At 54.6% G+C, this 17,603-nt stretch carries 14 protein-coding genes; 3 read left to right on the forward strand and 11 right to left on the reverse strand.

Going from position 1 to position 17,603, the window contains the following annotated elements; all coding sequences use genetic code 11:
* Nucleotides 1-119: 119 nt before the first annotated feature.
* The 8 genes from HY913_18490 to HY913_18525 form a co-directional block, all read right to left on the reverse strand.
* Nucleotides 120-2,468: a Smr/MutS family protein gene (locus tag HY913_18490; protein MBI4965271.1), complete on the reverse strand. Its 2,349-nt coding sequence runs from the start codon at nucleotides 2,466-2,468 to the stop codon at nucleotides 120-122.
* A gap of 265 nt (nucleotides 2,469-2,733) precedes the next feature.
* A complete protein-coding gene (gene hisF, locus HY913_18495; protein ID MBI4965272.1) occupies nucleotides 2,734-3,504 on the reverse strand; it encodes an imidazole glycerol phosphate synthase subunit HisF in 771 nt (256 codons plus the stop codon).
* Nucleotides 3,494-4,231: a 1-(5-phosphoribosyl)-5-[(5-phosphoribosylamino)methylideneamino]imidazole-4-carboxamide isomerase gene (gene hisA, locus HY913_18500; protein MBI4965273.1), complete on the reverse strand. Its 738-nt coding sequence runs from the start codon at nucleotides 4,229-4,231 to the stop codon at nucleotides 3,494-3,496. Before hisA ends, hisF begins: the two co-directional genes overlap by 11 nt.
* A gap of 856 nt (nucleotides 4,232-5,087) precedes the next feature.
* Entirely contained in the window at nucleotides 5,088-5,447 is a 360-nt protein-coding gene (locus HY913_18505; GenBank protein ID MBI4965274.1) for a hypothetical protein, read from the reverse strand.
* Nucleotides 5,448-5,531: 84 nt separating this feature from the next.
* On the reverse strand, nucleotides 5,532-6,029 hold the full coding sequence (locus HY913_18510; protein ID MBI4965275.1) for a hypothetical protein: 498 nt from the start codon (nucleotides 6,027-6,029) through the stop codon (nucleotides 5,532-5,534).
* A gap of 626 nt (nucleotides 6,030-6,655) precedes the next feature.
* On the reverse strand, nucleotides 6,656-7,408 hold the full coding sequence (locus HY913_18515) for a 3-oxoacyl-ACP reductase FabG (protein MBI4965276.1): 753 nt from the start codon (nucleotides 7,406-7,408) through the stop codon (nucleotides 6,656-6,658).
* Between the two features lie 860 nt (nucleotides 7,409-8,268).
* Complete coding sequence (locus tag HY913_18520; protein MBI4965277.1) at nucleotides 8,269-8,811, reverse strand: helix-turn-helix transcriptional regulator; 543 nt, start codon at nucleotides 8,809-8,811, stop codon at nucleotides 8,269-8,271.
* Between the two features lie 212 nt (nucleotides 8,812-9,023).
* A complete protein-coding gene (locus HY913_18525) occupies nucleotides 9,024-10,190 on the reverse strand; it encodes an acyl-CoA dehydrogenase family protein (GenBank protein ID MBI4965278.1) in 1,167 nt (388 codons plus the stop codon).
* A gap of 252 nt (nucleotides 10,191-10,442) precedes the next feature.
* Between HY913_18525 and malQ the strand changes: the two genes are divergently transcribed.
* Nucleotides 10,443-12,644, forward strand: coding sequence for a 4-alpha-glucanotransferase (gene malQ / locus HY913_18530; GenBank protein ID MBI4965279.1), 2,202 nt, complete (start codon nucleotides 10,443-10,445; stop codon nucleotides 12,642-12,644).
* Nucleotides 12,645-13,139: 495 nt separating this feature from the next.
* Here malQ and HY913_18535 read toward each other — a convergent pair whose 3' ends face one another.
* The 3 genes from HY913_18535 to HY913_18545 all read right to left on the reverse strand — a co-directional run bounded on the left by HY913_18535 (nucleotide 13,140) and on the right by HY913_18545 (nucleotide 14,994).
* Nucleotides 13,140-13,583, reverse strand: coding sequence for a hypothetical protein (locus HY913_18535; protein MBI4965280.1), 444 nt, complete (start codon nucleotides 13,581-13,583; stop codon nucleotides 13,140-13,142).
* A 165-nt stretch (nucleotides 13,584-13,748) separates the two neighbouring features.
* Entirely contained in the window at nucleotides 13,749-14,051 is a 303-nt protein-coding gene (locus HY913_18540; protein ID MBI4965281.1) for a hypothetical protein, read from the reverse strand.
* A 61-nt stretch (nucleotides 14,052-14,112) separates the two neighbouring features.
* Entirely contained in the window at nucleotides 14,113-14,994 is an 882-nt protein-coding gene (locus tag HY913_18545; protein ID MBI4965282.1) for a decaprenyl-phosphate phosphoribosyltransferase, read from the reverse strand.
* A 169-nt stretch (nucleotides 14,995-15,163) separates the two neighbouring features.
* On the opposite strand from HY913_18545, the gene HY913_18550 reads away from it, so the two are divergent.
* Nucleotides 15,164-15,460, forward strand: coding sequence for a hypothetical protein (locus HY913_18550; GenBank protein MBI4965283.1), 297 nt, complete (start codon nucleotides 15,164-15,166; stop codon nucleotides 15,458-15,460).
* 528 nt (nucleotides 15,461-15,988) lie between these two features.
* Nucleotides 15,989-17,206, forward strand: a complete 1,218-nt coding sequence (locus HY913_18555; protein MBI4965284.1) for a 2,3-bisphosphoglycerate-independent phosphoglycerate mutase — start codon at nucleotides 15,989-15,991, stop codon at nucleotides 17,204-17,206.
* Nucleotides 17,207-17,603: the final 397 nt, after the last annotated feature.

Consider the following 17,603-nt stretch of genomic DNA (forward strand, 5'->3'; position numbering starts at 1 on the left):
CCGTGGAGGGTTCCGCCCAAAATCCCCTCAATCCCCCTTTAGAAAAGGGGGAGGAAGCCTCTCTTATACCCCCCTTAGTAAAGGGGGGCGGGGGGATTTCCCGCGTAACGATACACCTGTTACTCCGTCACCAACTCCACTATGGTAACCCCCTCCCCGCCACTGCGGGCATCACCGCCGCGGAGGTCACCTACCAGGGGGTGGCCGGAAAGATACTCCCACAGGCCTTTTTTCAGACGCCCCGTCCCTTTGCCATGAATTATCGTTATAGAGGACAATCCTCCCAGGAGCGCCTCATCAAGGGCTTTTTCCACGATAGGAATGGCCTCGTCCACCCGCAGGCCGATGACGTTCGTCTCCCATCGCGGGGAAGCAGGAGGGATATGTACCCCAATCTGCTTCTTTTTTGAAGAATTATTTTTCACAGGGCCCCGGTCCACTATCAAGAGGTCCTCAGCGTCAGCCCTGACCGTCAATCCACCCACAGCCACTTCGACTCGGTCTTTATCCGATAGTGCTCGCACCGTCCCTTCCCGATTTAGGCTTTTGATTCTGACCGTGGCCCCGATTTCGGGCATAAGGGGGCGCTTTTCCAACGGGGTACCCAGCTGTTGAGTGATCTCTTGCTTGATTTGCGCGATCACCTCACGGGGTTTGTGTCCTCCTTTGAGGCGGCCACTCTTCAATGATTGCTGAAGGTCCGCGATGTCTCTCTCTGCCTTACGAATGGTTTGCAGGGCTTCTTTGCGAAAATCCTCAATAATTTCTTCTCGTTTGGACCTGATTTCCAACCATTGGTCTTCCAGCCGCCGCTCCTTTTCCTGCAGTTCCCCGGACTGCAATTCAACTTCCGAAAGCTTGCGCCGGAGGCTCTCTACGAGGCTCGAACTCCCACCACCTGCGCGGTCCAAATATGCCCGCGCGGAACTCACCACTTTTTGAGAAAGTCCGATACGCTCGGCGGTTTCGATGGCATGCGACTCGCCGGGCAAGTCATACAGCAATCGAAAAGTAGGCTTAAGAGTGACCGGATGGAATTCCACGCTGACATTCTTCACATTCTGCTTCCCCAGGGCGTAGGCCTTCAGAAGGGTCAGGTGGGTGGTAACTACGACTCTGCATCTCCTTGCGATTAACTCATCGAGAATCGCCATAGCCAGGGCAGATCCCTCTTCCGGATCTGTCGCGCCGCCGAGTTCATCGAGCAGCACCAGGTCTTCGGGGCCCGCGCTGTCCAGAATAGCCTTTATCTTTAACATGTGGCTGGAAAACGATGAGACCTGGGTCCTGATATCCTGATCCTCACCTATGTCGGCCGCAATACGCGCAAACGGCTGAACCTGCGTCCCCTCCTGCGCGGGGACCATGATGCCGCATCGAACCATGAGGGGAAACAAGCCCGCTATCTTGAGGGCAACGGTCTTACCTCCCATGTTTGCCCCGCTGATTACCGTCGCTGTTGTGAAATCAGTCTGTATTACGTCCATCGGGACAACGCTCGAGGGATCTGCAGCCAGTAATAGCGGATGGCGGGCGCCAACCAGGCGAAAACCATTTTCCACCAACTCCGGGGGAATGGCGGATGTAGCCGACGCGTATAGAGCCCTTGCCTGAAACGCGTCAAGAAAGGTGAGGAGCCTGTAATCCTCTTCGACAGCATCTCGGACTCCTCGGATGTTCTCGGTCAACTCACTGAAAATACGCCTGATCTCGTCTCGCTCCTCATCCATGAGGGCCGCAACTTCATTATTGAGTTCCACCACGCGGAAGGGCTCCACGTAAACTGATGCGCCGCTCCTGGAATGGTCGTGTACTATTCCATCCAATAGCCCTTTGAACTCCGGCCTCAACAGAATTACATAGCGGTCGTTCCGCATGGTAACGTAATCTTCCTGGACGATTCGGGCCAGGTCCTGATCTCTTACGACCGCCTCCAGTCTCTTTTTGATGCGCTCTCTATTGGTCCGAGCCCGCTCGTGGATTTCCATCAGCCTGGGACTTGCAGTAGAGCGAACCATTCCGTGCTCGTCCAGGACCCGCGTGATCTGGGTTTTCAATAGGTCAAGGGCGATTATCTCCCCGCCCTTTATCTTGAGCAGTCGGAATCGGTCGTCCAGCCCATGGAGCCGATTGCGAACCAGGCCTGCGGTGACTGCCAGATCGGCTACCGCTAGGATTTCCTCGGACTCCAGTATGGCGGCGGCATTATCCAGCCTTGACAGTATCCCTTCCATGGGAATCAGGGTACCCAAGCCCAAAGTGCCCTGGATCCCGATGATTTCCTTCAATTCAGCCACAAGGTCCAGGCTGTGCCGTATCGCCTGCACGTCATCTTCCGGGACCGCGGCCAGAACTTCCTCTCTCCCCGGAGCGGACAAGGCATGAGCCGCTACCTCTTCCAATACGCCGGGAAGTTCCAGCGAAATCAGGCTCTCAGCTACAATTTCTGCAAGTGTTTCATCAACCATGGGCTATCGTTCGTCCAAGACACATTGAAGGCTCCCGAAGCCCGCAAATGTCTGTGACCTGTTGTCTTCGCACTGAAATTCAAACACGTCTTTTATAGGGTGGCAATGGGTGCAGTCTTGAACCTATCTACAGGCATTGAAACAAGTTGTCGGATTTGGGGCCTGATCGACCTGGATTGAATTCGCCAAACCGTAAACGTTGCCGGCGAAACGCTAATCCTGGCGCTCCTCCCAACCTGATGGGCAGCGCTCCGGAGCCTGGGGATCAATCTTGGAGCCTAACAGGGATTCCCTCCGAAAGCAGGTAGCGTTTGAGTTCGAGAATGGGAATCTCCCTGTAATGGAATATGGAAGCAGCCAAAACAGCGTCCGCATTGGCCTTCACTATGGCATCCTTCAGGTGTTCCGCGGTGCCGGCCCCTCCGGACGCGATAACCGGTATTCCAACTATGTCAGTGACCGCACGCGTCATCGGAATGTCGTAGCCGTCCTTTGTTCCGTCCGCGTCCATGCTGGTCAAGAGGATTTCACCCGCGCCAAGTTCTTCGACTTTCCTGGCCCATTCCAGACAATCGACACCTGTCATGGTCCGTCCGCCGTGTATGGAGATCTCGTAACCCGACGGGGTCTTGCCCGTTTTCTTGCCGTCAATAGCGACCACAATGCACTGGCTGCCGAACATGAAAGAAGATTTACGAATAATCTCCGGATCCTGAACCGCGGCCGTGTTCAGAGAAACTTTGTCCGCTCCGGCATTCAGTAGTTCCCTTATATCGTCGGTTGAACGAATCCCGCCGCCCACGGTGAGCGGCATAAAGACCTGCTCTGCGGTCCGCGCCACCACGTCCAGGATTATTTTGCGCTTTTGATGCGAAGCGGTAATGTCCAGAAAAACAAGTTCATCAGCGCCTTCTCCGTCGTAGTAACGGGCGTTTTCCACGGGATCTCCCGCATCGCGCAGATTCACGAAATTAACACCTTTGACGACTCGGCCGTCCTTGACGTCCAGGCACGGAATAATTCTTTTAGCGAGCATTGGCTTCTTCCGCAAGTCTGATAGCTTCTCTCAGATCGACTTTCCCTTCGTACAGCGCTCTGCCGATAATTATGCCCATTACCCCGTCTTTTGCAAGAGGCAGGACGGCAGCCACATCATCTAAACCGGAAATCCCGCCTGAAAGGATGACCGGCGCCGCGACGCTCCGAGCGAATTCTCCGGTGGCCTCCGCGTTTGGACCTTGCATCATACCGTCTTTGTCAATGTCCGTATAGATGAAAGCGACGGGTGGAACAGCTTTATACTGCAAAGCCAATTCAACAGCCGTGACATCAGCGGACTCGGTCCATCCCTCCACTGCGACTTTCCCGGAACGGGCGTCAATGCCGATGGCAACTTGATTCGGAAACCTGGAGATGAGATCCTTTACGGTTTCCGGTTCTTTTGCAGCTATGGTGCCTAGTATTACGCAGCTAATCCCTGCGTCCAAGTACATGGCGATCGTAGTCGCGGATCTGATTCCGCCTCCGAGTTGTATTGGAACGCGCACCGCTTCAGCGATTTGCTTGACTGTTCGGAGGTTGGCCGGTTTGCCACCGACCGACCCATCGAGGTCCACCACGTGTATCCTGGACGCTCCCAGCTCTTCCCAGCGCCGCGCTTGCGCGGCGGGATCTTCGTTGAAGACGGTTGACAACTCCATCTTGCCCTGGCGCAGGCGCACACATTTGCCGTCTTTAAGGTCAATTGCCGGAATGATGATCATAGCTTTTTTGTCGCGGTTCTCTTCTCTTGGAGTTTTGGTGTTTCAACCAACGCCCTGCGCAAAGGGCGATTCGCCCGGCGAGGATGGCGGGGGACGGTCGCGTTGGAGGCCCGGCCGGATAGAATATAGCGCCCGGTCTTATACCGGTTGTCTGAATTCTTTTCCGAATCACATCCGGGGCCTTGTTCAAAGCCATCGATTCGACACCATCCGACTGCCACCACATTGGCGCGCAAAGCCCCATAGGCGTTAACTTTAGTTCCTAATCTCTTACGTCTCGGAAGGACGAGACGAAAGTGGCCGGGCGATTCAGGAACTGTCTCAAAACCCCAAAATGGATACATTTCCGGGTAGGGGCGCTTCGAGAAGCGCCCTGATTTCGGGCGGTTCCCGAACCGCCCCTACCGGCCGGCCGATGAAATCCTCAGTTCTGAGACAGTTTCTTCATAGCCGGGAAAGCGGACGAAAACGACCCGTAGTCCCGGCAGGGACGGCCGATCCAATGGCTGGAAAGCGTGGCCATCAGCCGTCCCTGCCGGGACTGAAAAACCTTCTGATTTGCCCGAGTAACCGGCGATAAATCGCCGGCCTACCACCATGTGTTCCTCCGGAACACGGGGAAATATGACTCTTGAGTTGGCGCCTATGGGGCAAAACTCGCCGATGGTTGCGGCAATAGACTCGGCTGGACCACGTTATCGGACATTGGCTTTGGCAACTGTTATAAAACCAATGCCCTCGAAGCTTCCCCCAGCCGGTGTACTGGTCGTTCGGCCTCCAGGTGAAAGCCTTCTCATCGCCGGGAATAAAAAAGCCCCCTGTCGGGGGCTTTAATAACTCAGTCACACCTTCCTATTTATTCGACAGGAAGATAGTAAACAAAGGGCGGCCAAGGCACGATGAACTTCCACATGGGCACCGCGACAGGAATGGGGGGCGGACCCGGAGGGCATCCTACCGGACCACAATACATGGGCGGCGGAGCCGGTTGGGGATATTCCATCTTGACCTGGATAGCCGTGGTAAGTTTCTTTTCTTTGGGCGCTTTCATCTTCGCCGGTGGTGGACAACCAACGCCCACACAGGCTGGGGCCGCCGCCGGCATCAGCGTCGGCTGGGGAGCGGGAATTGCACCCGTATATGTCTCGGCCCATACCATGCCCGCCGCAGCCACGACGACCAGGATGAATCCGAGAATTCCTATCTTTTTAACCATACCCTCATCCTCCTTTCGACAAACTCATTATATCGAGGAACTCTGTTTTTCCTTCCTTAAGCCCTACCTATCTCGTGACAGCCTCTACTTCTTAACTTTCATAGGCATAGGGGGCGGGGGCGCCATGGGAACGGGCCCGCAAACCGGTTTCATCTTCACATAGTTGGCCTTCACGTACACGCAGCGCGGCACTTTGTGGTCTTTGCAGCAAGGATCCATGAACGTATCGAAATGCTCGTTCTTGATCTCCACTGCAGGCACCAGCCACTCATAACGGCCTAGCGCGATGGGGTTGGGGAAAGTTTGGGGGTTGCCATAGAATGCCAGCGGGGTACGCGGCCACGCTACGCCAGCCAGATACGGAGCAACCACTCGGACCCTTCTCAACTGCGCGGGGACCGGGGTGATAACCTCTTTCACGCTGGAATAGCTAGTAGCGGCCGGGCCACAGACCGGCGGGAGTCCCGGAGGTCCAGGCGGACAATAGCCCGGAGCAGCAGGACCGCCAGCAAGTGAAATCACCGTGCTAGCGCCGCACATCGCGAGAACCATAAGGCTCAGAAGAATTAAACGTTTAACCATACCCTAAATCCTCCTTTCAACAGTTCCTCCCGACAAATGTTTGGGAGACCCGTAAAAAACATTCCCGGATAGAGATCCGATTATATTCCGGAATGTATTTCTGGTATCAAATCAACTAGTGAATGTCAAGCTATTTTTTTGCTCGACACCCCTTGAGCCGCCGTTTGGAACCCTCTCGCACACGCCTTTCGCGCCCGCATGAGGCCCCTGTTCAGGCTGCACTCCTTGCCGAAACAACGAGCACCGCCGGTTGCTACTAATCTTCCAATCCATTCGGTTAGTTATTGACGTGGCTAATTTCTAACAGAAGCGCCATGGCAAGTCAAGGTTTTTTTAATGTGCTGAAAAAATTATATTTCCAGACCAAGAACCAACCTCCGTACCCGCCCGCGCGTTGCCGGGATCACCCCCCGCTCTGCCCGCCAGGAGCCCTTTACGTCGCGATTTCACGACACGTTCCTTGCCGGACAGGAGACAACCCGCCCTCTCAAGCCTTCAGCATCACGGGTAAATTGGGCTCCGCCGCGAGGCGGGCGCAATACTTTCTGCTCCTCTACCAAGCGCGGCCCCAGAGCCCCGCAATCCGGCCGACGCGCTCGAATCGGCGGACCGGCCTCAGCCGCGGGTTATATCATGCCGTACCCTCCATCCACCGGCAAAACCTGTCCCGTTATGTAGTCTGAATCGTTGGAAGCTAAGAATACGAACGCGGGAGTGATGTCGTCGGATTTTGCGAACCTCTTCAACAGGATGCGATTCATATATATTTCCTTGAGCTTTTCGTCCGAACGAATCTTTTCCGTCATATCGGTTTCGACTATTCCCAGGGAGATGACATTCGCGCAGACGTTATATCGGGCCAGTTCTCGGGCAAAGCTTTTGGTGAGGCTTATGATCCCCCCTTTTGCCGCGGAGTAGTTCACCTGACCTACGGTGCCTACCAGCCCGGCTACCGAACTAATGTTAATTACCTTCCCGTAATTCTGTTCCTTGAAGTGCCGGAAGGCTGCCTGCACACACAAGAAAGTCCCCTTGAGGTGCGCGTCGACAACAGCGTCCCATTCGTCTTCAGTCATTTTGTGAAGCATAGCGGGCCGCGTAAAACCTGCGTTGTTCACGAGGATGTCCAAACGGCCAAAGGTGTCTTTAGCCATTGCCATCATAGCTTCCACGTCGGCCTTGGAAGCCACGTCGGCTCGGCAAGCCACGGACTTTCTTCCGAGGGACTGGATCTCTTTCACGAGTTGTTCCGCCGGTCCCTCACTCGCCGAGTAATTGACGAGAACATCCGCACCTTCTCTGGCAAACGCCAGAGCAACACTCCGCCCTACCCCTCGGCTGCTGCCGGTCACCACCGCCGCCTTACCGGTCAGTTTCATTGGTTCCTCCTTGCAGTTTGTAAATGTGCCTTTTCAGAATCAACCTGGTCCCGGCCGGAGGCATGCCCCCGGTCTGACTTAATGAAACGCACGTTGGTATTAATTGTCTCGAATTCGAGGGTTCCCGCCTCCCCGGGGAGAGCGAATCGAACCGAAAATTGAATCGGGGAATCTCCCGTAACCACGATGGCGGGCATTTCAGTGACAATGCCGTTGATTTGAGAAGTGAGCCCTGAACGGGCGTTGTGGGCTTTTGCCTGAGTTAAGTCAGGGCGACGGCAAGCCCGAATCCCGCGGCCCGCGGGACTGGCCCATAGATCTCTCTTTTCAGCCCAGCGGAATCCCGATGTCTGATCTCTATGGGCGGCAACCACGCACCGCTTCTCTTTGATCAACAGTATTGGCAGTTCAAAGGTGGCAGTTTACCAGCAGCGAGCAGAAAAAAAAAGCCCCGAGAGGGACTCGGGGCGTGAAAGGAGGTATGGATATGGGTTATCGTGCCGTTGGGCGAACCGCACATCTCTCCGCACGGGCTGCCATGATGCGGTACATATCGAGATTATGCAGTTTCGCTTGTCACATAACCCCTGAGAATTATGACACGGTCTTGCAAGAAAGGTTCCGAAATTTCAGTCACCGGTTCTTTTTCTCAACCGCTTGAAATTAATGCATAACAATGGCTCTTAGGTGGCTCAGCGGGGATGGTTTAGAAAAAATTATGGCCCGCGGGACAACCCTGTGCGCGTTGCCTTAAATACTTGAGAACACCCCTGAATCCTCGCTGACTGCTGTCTCTTTCAGAATGGGTGCGTCTTCGCTCCGCGCACAAACTGTTTGGTTTTCGGTAAGGGAGCGCGTTTCTAAGGAGTATATACGACGACCAGCAGCGTGGACGGTTTTGTGCTCAAGTTCTTTAGATTATGAGTCACTCCGGAATCAAAATGGAGGCTTTCCCCTTTCTTGAGGGTATGAATTTGGGCGCCCACTTGTGCCGCGACTCTGCCTTCCATGACGTACAGGAACTCTTCGCCCTCATGTTTGTATTCGACCATTTCGTGCTCTTTTTTAGGAGCCAGGGTCACTACATACGCCCAAAGGTGCTTATCTTCGGCGTCCGGAGTGAGCGACTTATACGAATAAGCCTTTGTGCGCTTCAGATAGCTTTTTCGCCTTTCCTTCTTCTTTTCTTCGGCCAGCAGTGCCGCGGAATCCAGTGCGAGCGCCCTGGTAATCTGGATTAATGCGCCCACTGGCGGAGATACCTTACCCTCTTCAATCTTCTGCAGGTACTCCGACGCGTATCCGGTTTTCTCGGCCAGTTGGTCGAGGTCCACGTTTTGTTTCTGTCTCATCTTGCGGATTCGTTCCCCAAGACTCGGGGCTTTCGCGGCCTTTTTGGGCATGATTCTTCTCCTGTGAGATACGTCTGTGGCGGGTTGAGGCGCTTTTATGAAACCCTACATTGTTTCCGGATTCTTGCCGATGGCCCCATTCCTCTGGTCTACTTCTTCGAATACGAATTCCTATGAAAACGCCTCGAAGGAAACCGGCAAGATGCCGGCGCTACAGGCGTTTTCATAATTCGTTGTGGCGCTCGGCGCCATGGGAGTTGCTATTAATAGCCATCCGGTCGCTTTCCGCCCTTGTACTTGGACAGCTCCCTGGCTATTACTACCCGTTGGATCTGGTTCGTTCCCTCGAAGATCTGAGCGACCTTGGCAAATCGCATGTACATTTCCACCGGATAAGACTTCATGTATCCGTATCCGCCCAGAACTTGGACCGCGTCGGTCGTAACCCTCATGGCCATATCCGTGGCGAAACGTTTCCCCATCGCGGCTTCCAGGACGCAGGGCTCACCCTGGTCCATCAGATACGCGGCCCGGTAAATCATGAGCCGCGCAGCCTCTATTTCACTGGCCATGTCTGCGAAAAGGAACTGAAGCCCCTGAAAGCTAATGATCGACCGGCCAAATTGCTGGCGCTTATGGGCATATGTGAGTGAATAATCAAAGGCCTGCTGTGCCAGACCGGTAGCACACGCCCCGATACTGATTCGCCCCCCATTCAGCCCCGTGAGGGCCATGTTGAGCCCTTTACCTTCCTCGCCAAGGAGGTTCTCTGCCGGGACGAAACAGTCGTTGAAGTTCAACTCGGTGGTAGGGGAAGAGTTGAGGCCCATTTTCGCCTCATGAGGCCCGAAGGTGAACCCCGGCGTCCCCTTTTCAACCAGCACAGCGCTGATACCTTTCTGCTTTTGACTCTCATCCGTCCGCACCATCACGGCGTAAATGTCCGCAACTTCACCGCTGGTGACGTATAATTTCGTCCCATTCAGGACGTAACCGCCATCGGTCTTGACCGCGCTGGTACTTAACGCGGCCGCGTCGGAGCCCGCCTCCCCTTCGGTAAGCGAATATGCAGCGAGCTTCTCTCCCAAGGCCAACGGTTTTACGAAACGCTGACGCTGTTCTTCGTTTCCGTAATGGTAGATCAAGTGCGTCACCATGTTGTGAACGCTCAGGTACACAGCGGTGGCAAAACACCCTTTGGCGACTTCCTCGAAAATCAGGGCTGCGGTGAGTCTTCCGACTCCTGTTCCTTCGCATTCTTCCGGAACGTAGAGGCCCGTGAAATCCAGTTCACCCATTTTGTCGAAGACTTCCCGAGAAAAAATGCATTTTTCTTCCCATTCCCTGGCGTGGGGAGCAAGCTCCTTGGTCGAGAAGTCCCTGGCGGCCTTCTTTATCAAACGCTGTTCATCGGTTAACTTGAAATCCATAATGATCTCCCGTACACGGGTGTGGATTTGATAGGGTCATGCAGGAATGCGGGACTTCGCTCCTCGGAAGGACAGAGAACGGACTATTCCCCCGTGTAAGTGAAGGGTTACCCGCGCAGCTAAGACGCTGTGACAAAAAAATTGCTGGAACTGATATGGTGTTTCCTGTTGTCTAATTACCTGTTATGAGATCAATCAGTCAATGAAAAACCGCTCAATGCCGCACCGAGCGCTCACGAGGAGGCACGGGAATTGTTAAACATTTACCAAGCGTTGCGAACAGTCGGGGAGATTTTTGGAATTGAAGCTCAGTACATCGACACCTGGGGCAAAGTCAGGCGAACAGACCCGAAGACCGCAGCGCGCGTGCTTAAAGCCAAAGGGCTTACCATCAGCACAGAACAATTGGCCCTGGATCCGCAAGTCGTGGTCGTTTCAATCGATGATCTGCCGTCTCGCTGCTCGGTCTACTTGGCCGAAAGGATCACCGACGAGGCACTGGCCTCCCCGGTAGGGCAAATCACCGTGTCCGGCGGTGAAGGAACCTCTCTCTATCATGAATATTCATTTGATGGCGAGGCCGCGCTAGTGGATGCGGATGACGATACGGGCCTCGTCCGTCTTTCGTTCCCCTTTCCTCAAGAACTGGAGACCGGACCTTACAAAGTTCGGGTGGAAGCGGTGATAGGCCGAGAAACCCATTCCTGCTCGTGCATTTGGATCGTATGTCCTGCGAAGGCCTATCTGCCGCCTGATATTCAAACGGGCAGGCGAGTAGCCGGGGTGGGGTTGGCTCTATATGGTGTCCGCTCGGAAAAGAATTGGGGCATCGGGGATTTCTCGGATTTAATAAAGATTATCGATTGGGCACACGAGGAACTCCATGTGGATTTTGTCGGCCTGAATCCTCTCCATGCTCTTTTCAACAAAAGGCCGTGTACAAGCAGTCCATATCTTCCCTCCAGCCGTTTGTTTCGGAATTTCATATATCTGGATGTGCCGGGGATGGAGGACTACTCCGGCTCCAAAAAGGCTCAGGCATTACTCGAATCGCCTGAGACGCGTCGAAGGATTCAAGCTCTCAGGGACGAGACTCAGGTCAACTACGAGGAGGTGTCCGCTCTGAAGCTGCTCATTCTACGGGAGTTATTCCGAAATTTCTTGGAGAATCACCGGAAGCCCGGCGGGGGGACTAATCGATGGAAGGAGTTCGCTGAATTTATAACATCAGGAGGCGTGCACCTTGAGCGGTACGCGACTTTCTGCGCGCTTCAAGAACATTTTCAAGAGAGTCTCCCGGAGGCGGAAAGCTGGCGAGATTGGCCGGCAGCGTTCCACGATCCCGAATCCGAGCAGGTCAAGGACTTTCAGGCGAAGAACGAAGACCAAATCCTGTTCTGGGCATACCTCCAGTGGCAGATAGACGAACAGCTAAACTGGGCCCAACAGCACGCTCTTGGCCTCGGCATGCTCATTGGTCTTTATCATGACGAGGCCCTTGCCGTAGATCGCAACGGTGCGGATTTCTGGGCCTGGCGCGAGTTTTTTCACGAAGGCTTCCGAGTCGGCGCGCCTCCGGACGAATTCGCCCCGGACGGCCAGGACTGGGGCTTCCCGCCCCCGAACGGGGACAAGATACGGAGTTCAGGTTACGACCTTTTTTTCAGGAAACTGGGTGCCAGCTGCAAACGCGGTGGCGCTCTGAGGATCGATCATGTCATGCAGTTTTCTCACCTTTTTTGGATACCCGACGGAGGAAAGCCCGCTCAGGGGGTATACGTAAAGGACAATGAGGCAGATCTGCTGAACCTGCTGGCCCTCGTCAGTCAAGACACCAAGACCCTAATCGTCGGCGAGGACCTGGGAACGGTTCCTCCGCAATTCAGGGAAAGGCTTATGGCCAAAGACATCCTTTCTTACAGGTTGTTCTACTTTGAAAGAGATTACGAAGGGAACCTGACGCCTCATTACGCTTATCCTGAAGCAGCGCTGGTTTCCATATCCACGCACGATTTGCCTACCTTGGGCGGGTTCTGGTCCGGCGGCGATATCGCAACGCGTCGGGGCATCGGACAGCTTTCAGAGGAGCGAGCCAAGGCATTCACAGAGGAGCGCGCTCGGAGCAAAACCAAAATACTGGAACGGTTGGTGCAAGACGGTTTTCTGGACGACGAGGGAGCGCGTTTCGCCCGGGAGTCAAAGCTGCCTACCGATGAATTACATTCGGCAGTAATTGCCTTTCTGCTGCATACAAATTCGAAGCTCGTAATGATCAATCAGGAAGACGTGTTCTTGGACGTCAGGCAACAGAATTTCCCGGGGACCACATGGGAGCATCCGAACTGGGTGACCAAGATGCGATACTCGGTGGAAGAGTTGAGGAACAATCCGGACGCGCTACGCTATGCCAGGAAGTTTAAAGAATTGGTGGAGAAGTCCGGCAGATCCGAGTGACGGATGCCTTAGCGCGTGTGCCATACCAATTGCCACAGTTTTTGCGCTGTTGCGTAGCCCGCGCTCTAAGGGAACCGGTGGGGGCCAGAGCCTGCCCCGGACCGCGATCCGGGGTCCCTGCCACGCCAGGGGCGTGATTGATTTGTATCCGCAAAATGTGCCGGCACGGAGGCCGGCACCTACTATAGCGCGACGCAGTGGGAGTTGCGGTTACCTGAGATCCTTCTGACACCACGGTCTTGTTGGGCACGGCACGCCTGCCCCTACAACCGGATTCAGCGCCTCGTTTTGGCGTAGGGGCACGGCGTGCCGTGCCCTCTTGCGTGTTCCGCAAGACTGAATGCACGTCACTATAATTACAAGAGGCGCATTTGGTAATCGGGCACTATTTTCGACACCTGCTATTCAACCCCGCGAGATTGCATCCCCGCTTTTCAGCGGGGTCGCAATGAAAGTCGTCCCCCACCAGTGCCTAAATAATGGTTAAAGGAGTAGCTAGCAAGTTGTCTGTACGATGATCGGCAAGCGTTTGAGTTCGGTCGCTTCGACCCTGGCACCGGCCCAATACCTTGTAATGGTGCACAGGTCCTCTCTCCAGCGTTCGATCTTGCGAATCGCTTCAGCTTCCCAGGGCAGCCAGATGGATCGTTTCTTGATACGGATAGCGGCTTCCAATTCGGCAGGGACAGGCGGGTAAAAACATTCCGGATCGTCGTTTTTGGTGCGGTTCATGAAATCGTTCAGCAGTTTGATCTGCCGTTTGTTGAGCTTGCCCCGGATTCGGCAAAGGCGTCTGTCGACCAGATCTTCAAGTTCACCGGCCGCTGAATCGTTCTTATCTCGGCAGTTGATAAGCTCGCTAAGGAATCTGTAGTTTTCTCTGAATTCTGCGGGGATGCTGGACAGCTCGGTGTCTGGGGAGGTTTTGTCCAGTTTCATGTGTTCTCCCTGTCGCTTCCAGGATAAGTCGATCTGTTGGGTTCGACGGGTACCCGCGTGAAGCGGGCATCGGGGAGGTGGGGTAGCACCTTGCGGACACATTGTCAAGTTATGGTTTTACACTTTTAATTATCATGTTGATTTTATAGCATATAAAATTATCAATCATCGGCCCGCCCCGCCCTCTCTATACAAATCTTTATGTTTTTTCAGGACTTCCGGGTCTATCTGAATCTTATCTTTGTGTTTCTGTTGAAAGTCTTCCAGGTTCTTTCTTTCCTGATAGGAAAAAACGGTCGTTTCGATCATTCCCACGACTTGCTCGCCGTAAGGCATTTCTCGCACCAGGGCTACTCCACTCATAAGAGTGTCTTGGTTGACTCGAGTGGCATGAATGTAACACCCGAGGACAGTTCCTATTCCGGCCAGAACAACAAAACAGACAACGTACTTCAAGGTTCTTAACATGGGATTCCCCTCCATTGAGCGCTCGGCCCGAAACTGCCGCGGGCCGCTCCGCTGTCACGGGTTACCAATATATGATCGCCACGCACGCTACCATCCAGAGTATGGCGCAAATCAGGAGCGGAGGATCGGTCAGAAGCAAGGCCGTGGGAGAGCCTCCGTCTTCCTTATGATAGATGAGGTAAAGGTATCTGAAAATACCGTAAGTTACGAAAGGAATCGTAAACATCATCTTCTCGGACTCGATCCCCGCGGACGCTTGGGAGCGCACCGAGTATAAGCAATAGAACAGGAATGTGGACGTAGTGGCAACCTGCAAGAGTTGGTCAAGAAACGCGACGCTGTAGTTCTTCAACACCGGCCTGTGGTTCGTCGCGTTGCCGCTGAGCATTACCACTTCATGGCGTCTCTTGCCGAGCGCCAGAAAGATCGCCACGGAAAACGTACACAAAATAAGCCAGCTTGACACCCCAACCTCCAGCACGACGGCTCCTGCCAGGACCCTCAACAAGAAGCCGGCGGCTATGGTCAGCACGTCCACAATCACAATGTCTTTGAGCTTGAGTGAATAGAACAGCTGCATCACCAGGTAACCCGCCAGAATCGCGAAGCCCGAGGGGGGTGTTTTGATGGCTAAAGCCAAGGCGAAAACAACGGCCAGCAGGATCCCCATTACGGTGAGCGCTGCAGCGGGTGAAATATCCCCCCGCGCCAGCGGACGATTTTTTTTCAGGGGATGAGCCCTGTCTTGCTCCATATCCAGATAGTCATTGAGGATGTACGAACCCGATGACACGAGACAAAACACCATGGCCATGCCTATTACCCGCACCACATCTTCGGCAACGAACAATCTTGAGCTGAAAATCAGAGGCATAAAGACAAACCCGTTCTTGATCCATTGGGTCGGTCTCATGAGTTTAAGGGACGCTCTTAACAAGTTCATTTACGCGCTCTGACTTTCTTCATTTTCAATCCGCAGTGGATCTGCTTTCCTAGCACAGAGCCTGTGGAGTGTAAATCAAAACGTGGGGAGGGCCGTCGGTGCGCCTCAATTGGAGCCGCCTTGGTTTACCGCCTCGAATGCTTTATTCTTCCTTTGAGAGGAAATCCGCATGCAAGACCGAGACGACCTCATAAGAGAAGAAGATCGTCGAATAAGGCTGCTCAGAATGGCGTCGGACCTTTTGGTTCACGTGTTGATGACCCGGCCCATAAGTCTTTCCGAAGCCGACAAGATGATACAAGGGACCAGGAACCTTGCACTCAGGCTTTTTCCCGACAAGGGCCATGTTTTCGACCTCATTCATATGCCTCGTTTCCGCCGAGCGCTTCGAGAGGCCGGCGCGTACGATTCCCCGCGCACATTGAATGTTCTTATCGGCGGTAAAATGCCCAAGACTCCGGAATGATTTACATAATGCCTCTTAAGTCGCGGGACTCGTCCAGGACAGGCACATGATGGTCGGACGGGAGTCTGAGACTGTCTCAAAAATCACGAAACAGGTGGTATTGTGGCACGATCTGGGCCGCTGGGTGGCCCGGAGTCCCGCGAGGTGCGGCCTCCGGGCGCCGAAAGCGCAAGAGGGGCTAGCTCATGAATACGGGATTGTCTTAACCCTGCTGCTGGAATAGCGCGCAGAAAATACACCTCTTGTCGCTTCGCGGCCCGCGGGTGGGACCGGCATCTTGCCGGTCATTCTAATAGACAGGCTGGAAGCCTGTCCCACCGAAGGTCCGGGCCACCCGGCCGAGGTCGCCTGCCCGTCTGCGCTAGAGGCCATCAGTTTTGGGGATCGCTATATTGAACGTAAATCGATCCGTCCCATTAGGCGGAAATTCACGCGGGTTTCAATGGAGTTTTCGTGCGACAATGCAGTATGGTACTGTGCAATCAACTCGGAGGATTTGAACTTTAGTTATCCGGAGGCATGCGAACAATGGCTGATCTTGATCTAATGAGGTCGCTTACACAAAAGGCCGACACGAAGATCGTGCTGCTGGTGATGGACGGACTGGGCGGACTGCCCAGAGAGGTCGGCGGCCCAACGGAACTGGAAGCCGCTGCGACGCCTAACATGGATCGAATGGCACGAGAAGGCATGCTGGGGCTTATGCACACGGTCGGGATAGGTATCTCTCCCGGAAGCGGCCCGGGACACCTCGGCCTCTTTGGGTACGATCCGCTAAAATACGTTATCGGACGGGGAGTCCTGGAAGCGGTGGGCATCGGCGAATCTTTGACCGACCAGGATGTGGCCGCGCGAGGGAATTTCTGCACCGTGGACAGCCAAGGGATAATTACGGATCGCCGCGCAGGCCGAATATCCACCGAAGAATGTGCGCGCATGGTGGACCTGATTAAGGACATAACTCTCCCGGGCGTTGAACTCGTGGTAAAGCCGGTGCGCGACTATCGGTTCGCTCTAATCCTCCGAGGTCTGGGCCTTTCCCAGTCTCTCAATGAGACCGATCCGCAAAAGGTCGGCCTAAAGCCGCTGACTGTCGAAGCCCTGGACGGTTCCTCAGATGCCGCCCGCACCGCGGAACTGGTAAACAAGTGGGTGGAATTGGTTCGGGACCGCATAAAAGACCAGAGCCCGGCCAACATGGTCACACTGCGAGGCTGGTCTAGAGAGCCCGGCTTACCTGGCTTCAAAGACGTATTCAAGCTCAACGCAGCAGCCCTGGCCGTTTACCCCATGTACAAGGGGCTCGCGAGCCTCGTGGGGATGACGCTGATTCACGGCCTCAACAATCTTGACGACCAGCTGGACGCACTCAGGAAGGAATGGAATTCTTTTGATTTCTTTTTCTTCCATTACAAATATACGGACAGCCGCGGGGAAGACGGGGACTTCGATGCCAAGGTCAAGGAAATCGAAAAGGTGGATAAGGTGATCCCCCGGATTCTGGAACTGAAACCGGATGTCGTGGTTATTACCGGAGACCACTCAACTCCCGCGGTGCTGAAATCACATAGTTGGCACCCTGTGCCGGTGCTAATGTGGGCTCCGGGCGTAAGCCGCTCCAATCCCGATGTTACAGGCTTCGGCGAAAGCCAATGCCTGCGCGGTGCACTGGGCCAGTTCGACGCGGCCGACCTCATGGCCCTGATCACCGCACACGCCAAGCGCCAGGCCAAGTTCGGGGCTTAGGGGTAAGGAAGAAGATTAAGATTTCCGGGGAGGGCCTTTTTGCAAAAAGGCCCTCCCCGGCCCCCTCCCCAAAAACTCCTGTGTTCTGGCGTAATAAGCCGCGGAGGAATATAAGACAACCCCATCGGTACCCATTACCAACGGAGGCTTTTCATGGCACGTTCGGTGCGCGTAGCTCCCGTAGAATGTGGCCAGCGAAGCGAACCGCATCTGTTGATCACAACGACCCGGGAAATGGGAACGATGCGATTTCCGTTGGACAGAGCGAGCAACCTCCGAGCCCTTTTCGGAACTCCCATGTCCTGCCGGCTGATTGTCTTCCGCCATGGCGGACGACAATCCGCCGGCAGGACAATAGAGTATTTGGGGAGGGGTGCCGGGGAACCCATTTTTGCAA

Origin of the sequence: Desulfomonile tiedjei (assembly GCA_016212925.1) — a bacterium.
GTDB lineage: Bacteria > Desulfobacterota > Desulfomonilia > Desulfomonilales > Desulfomonilaceae > JACRDF01.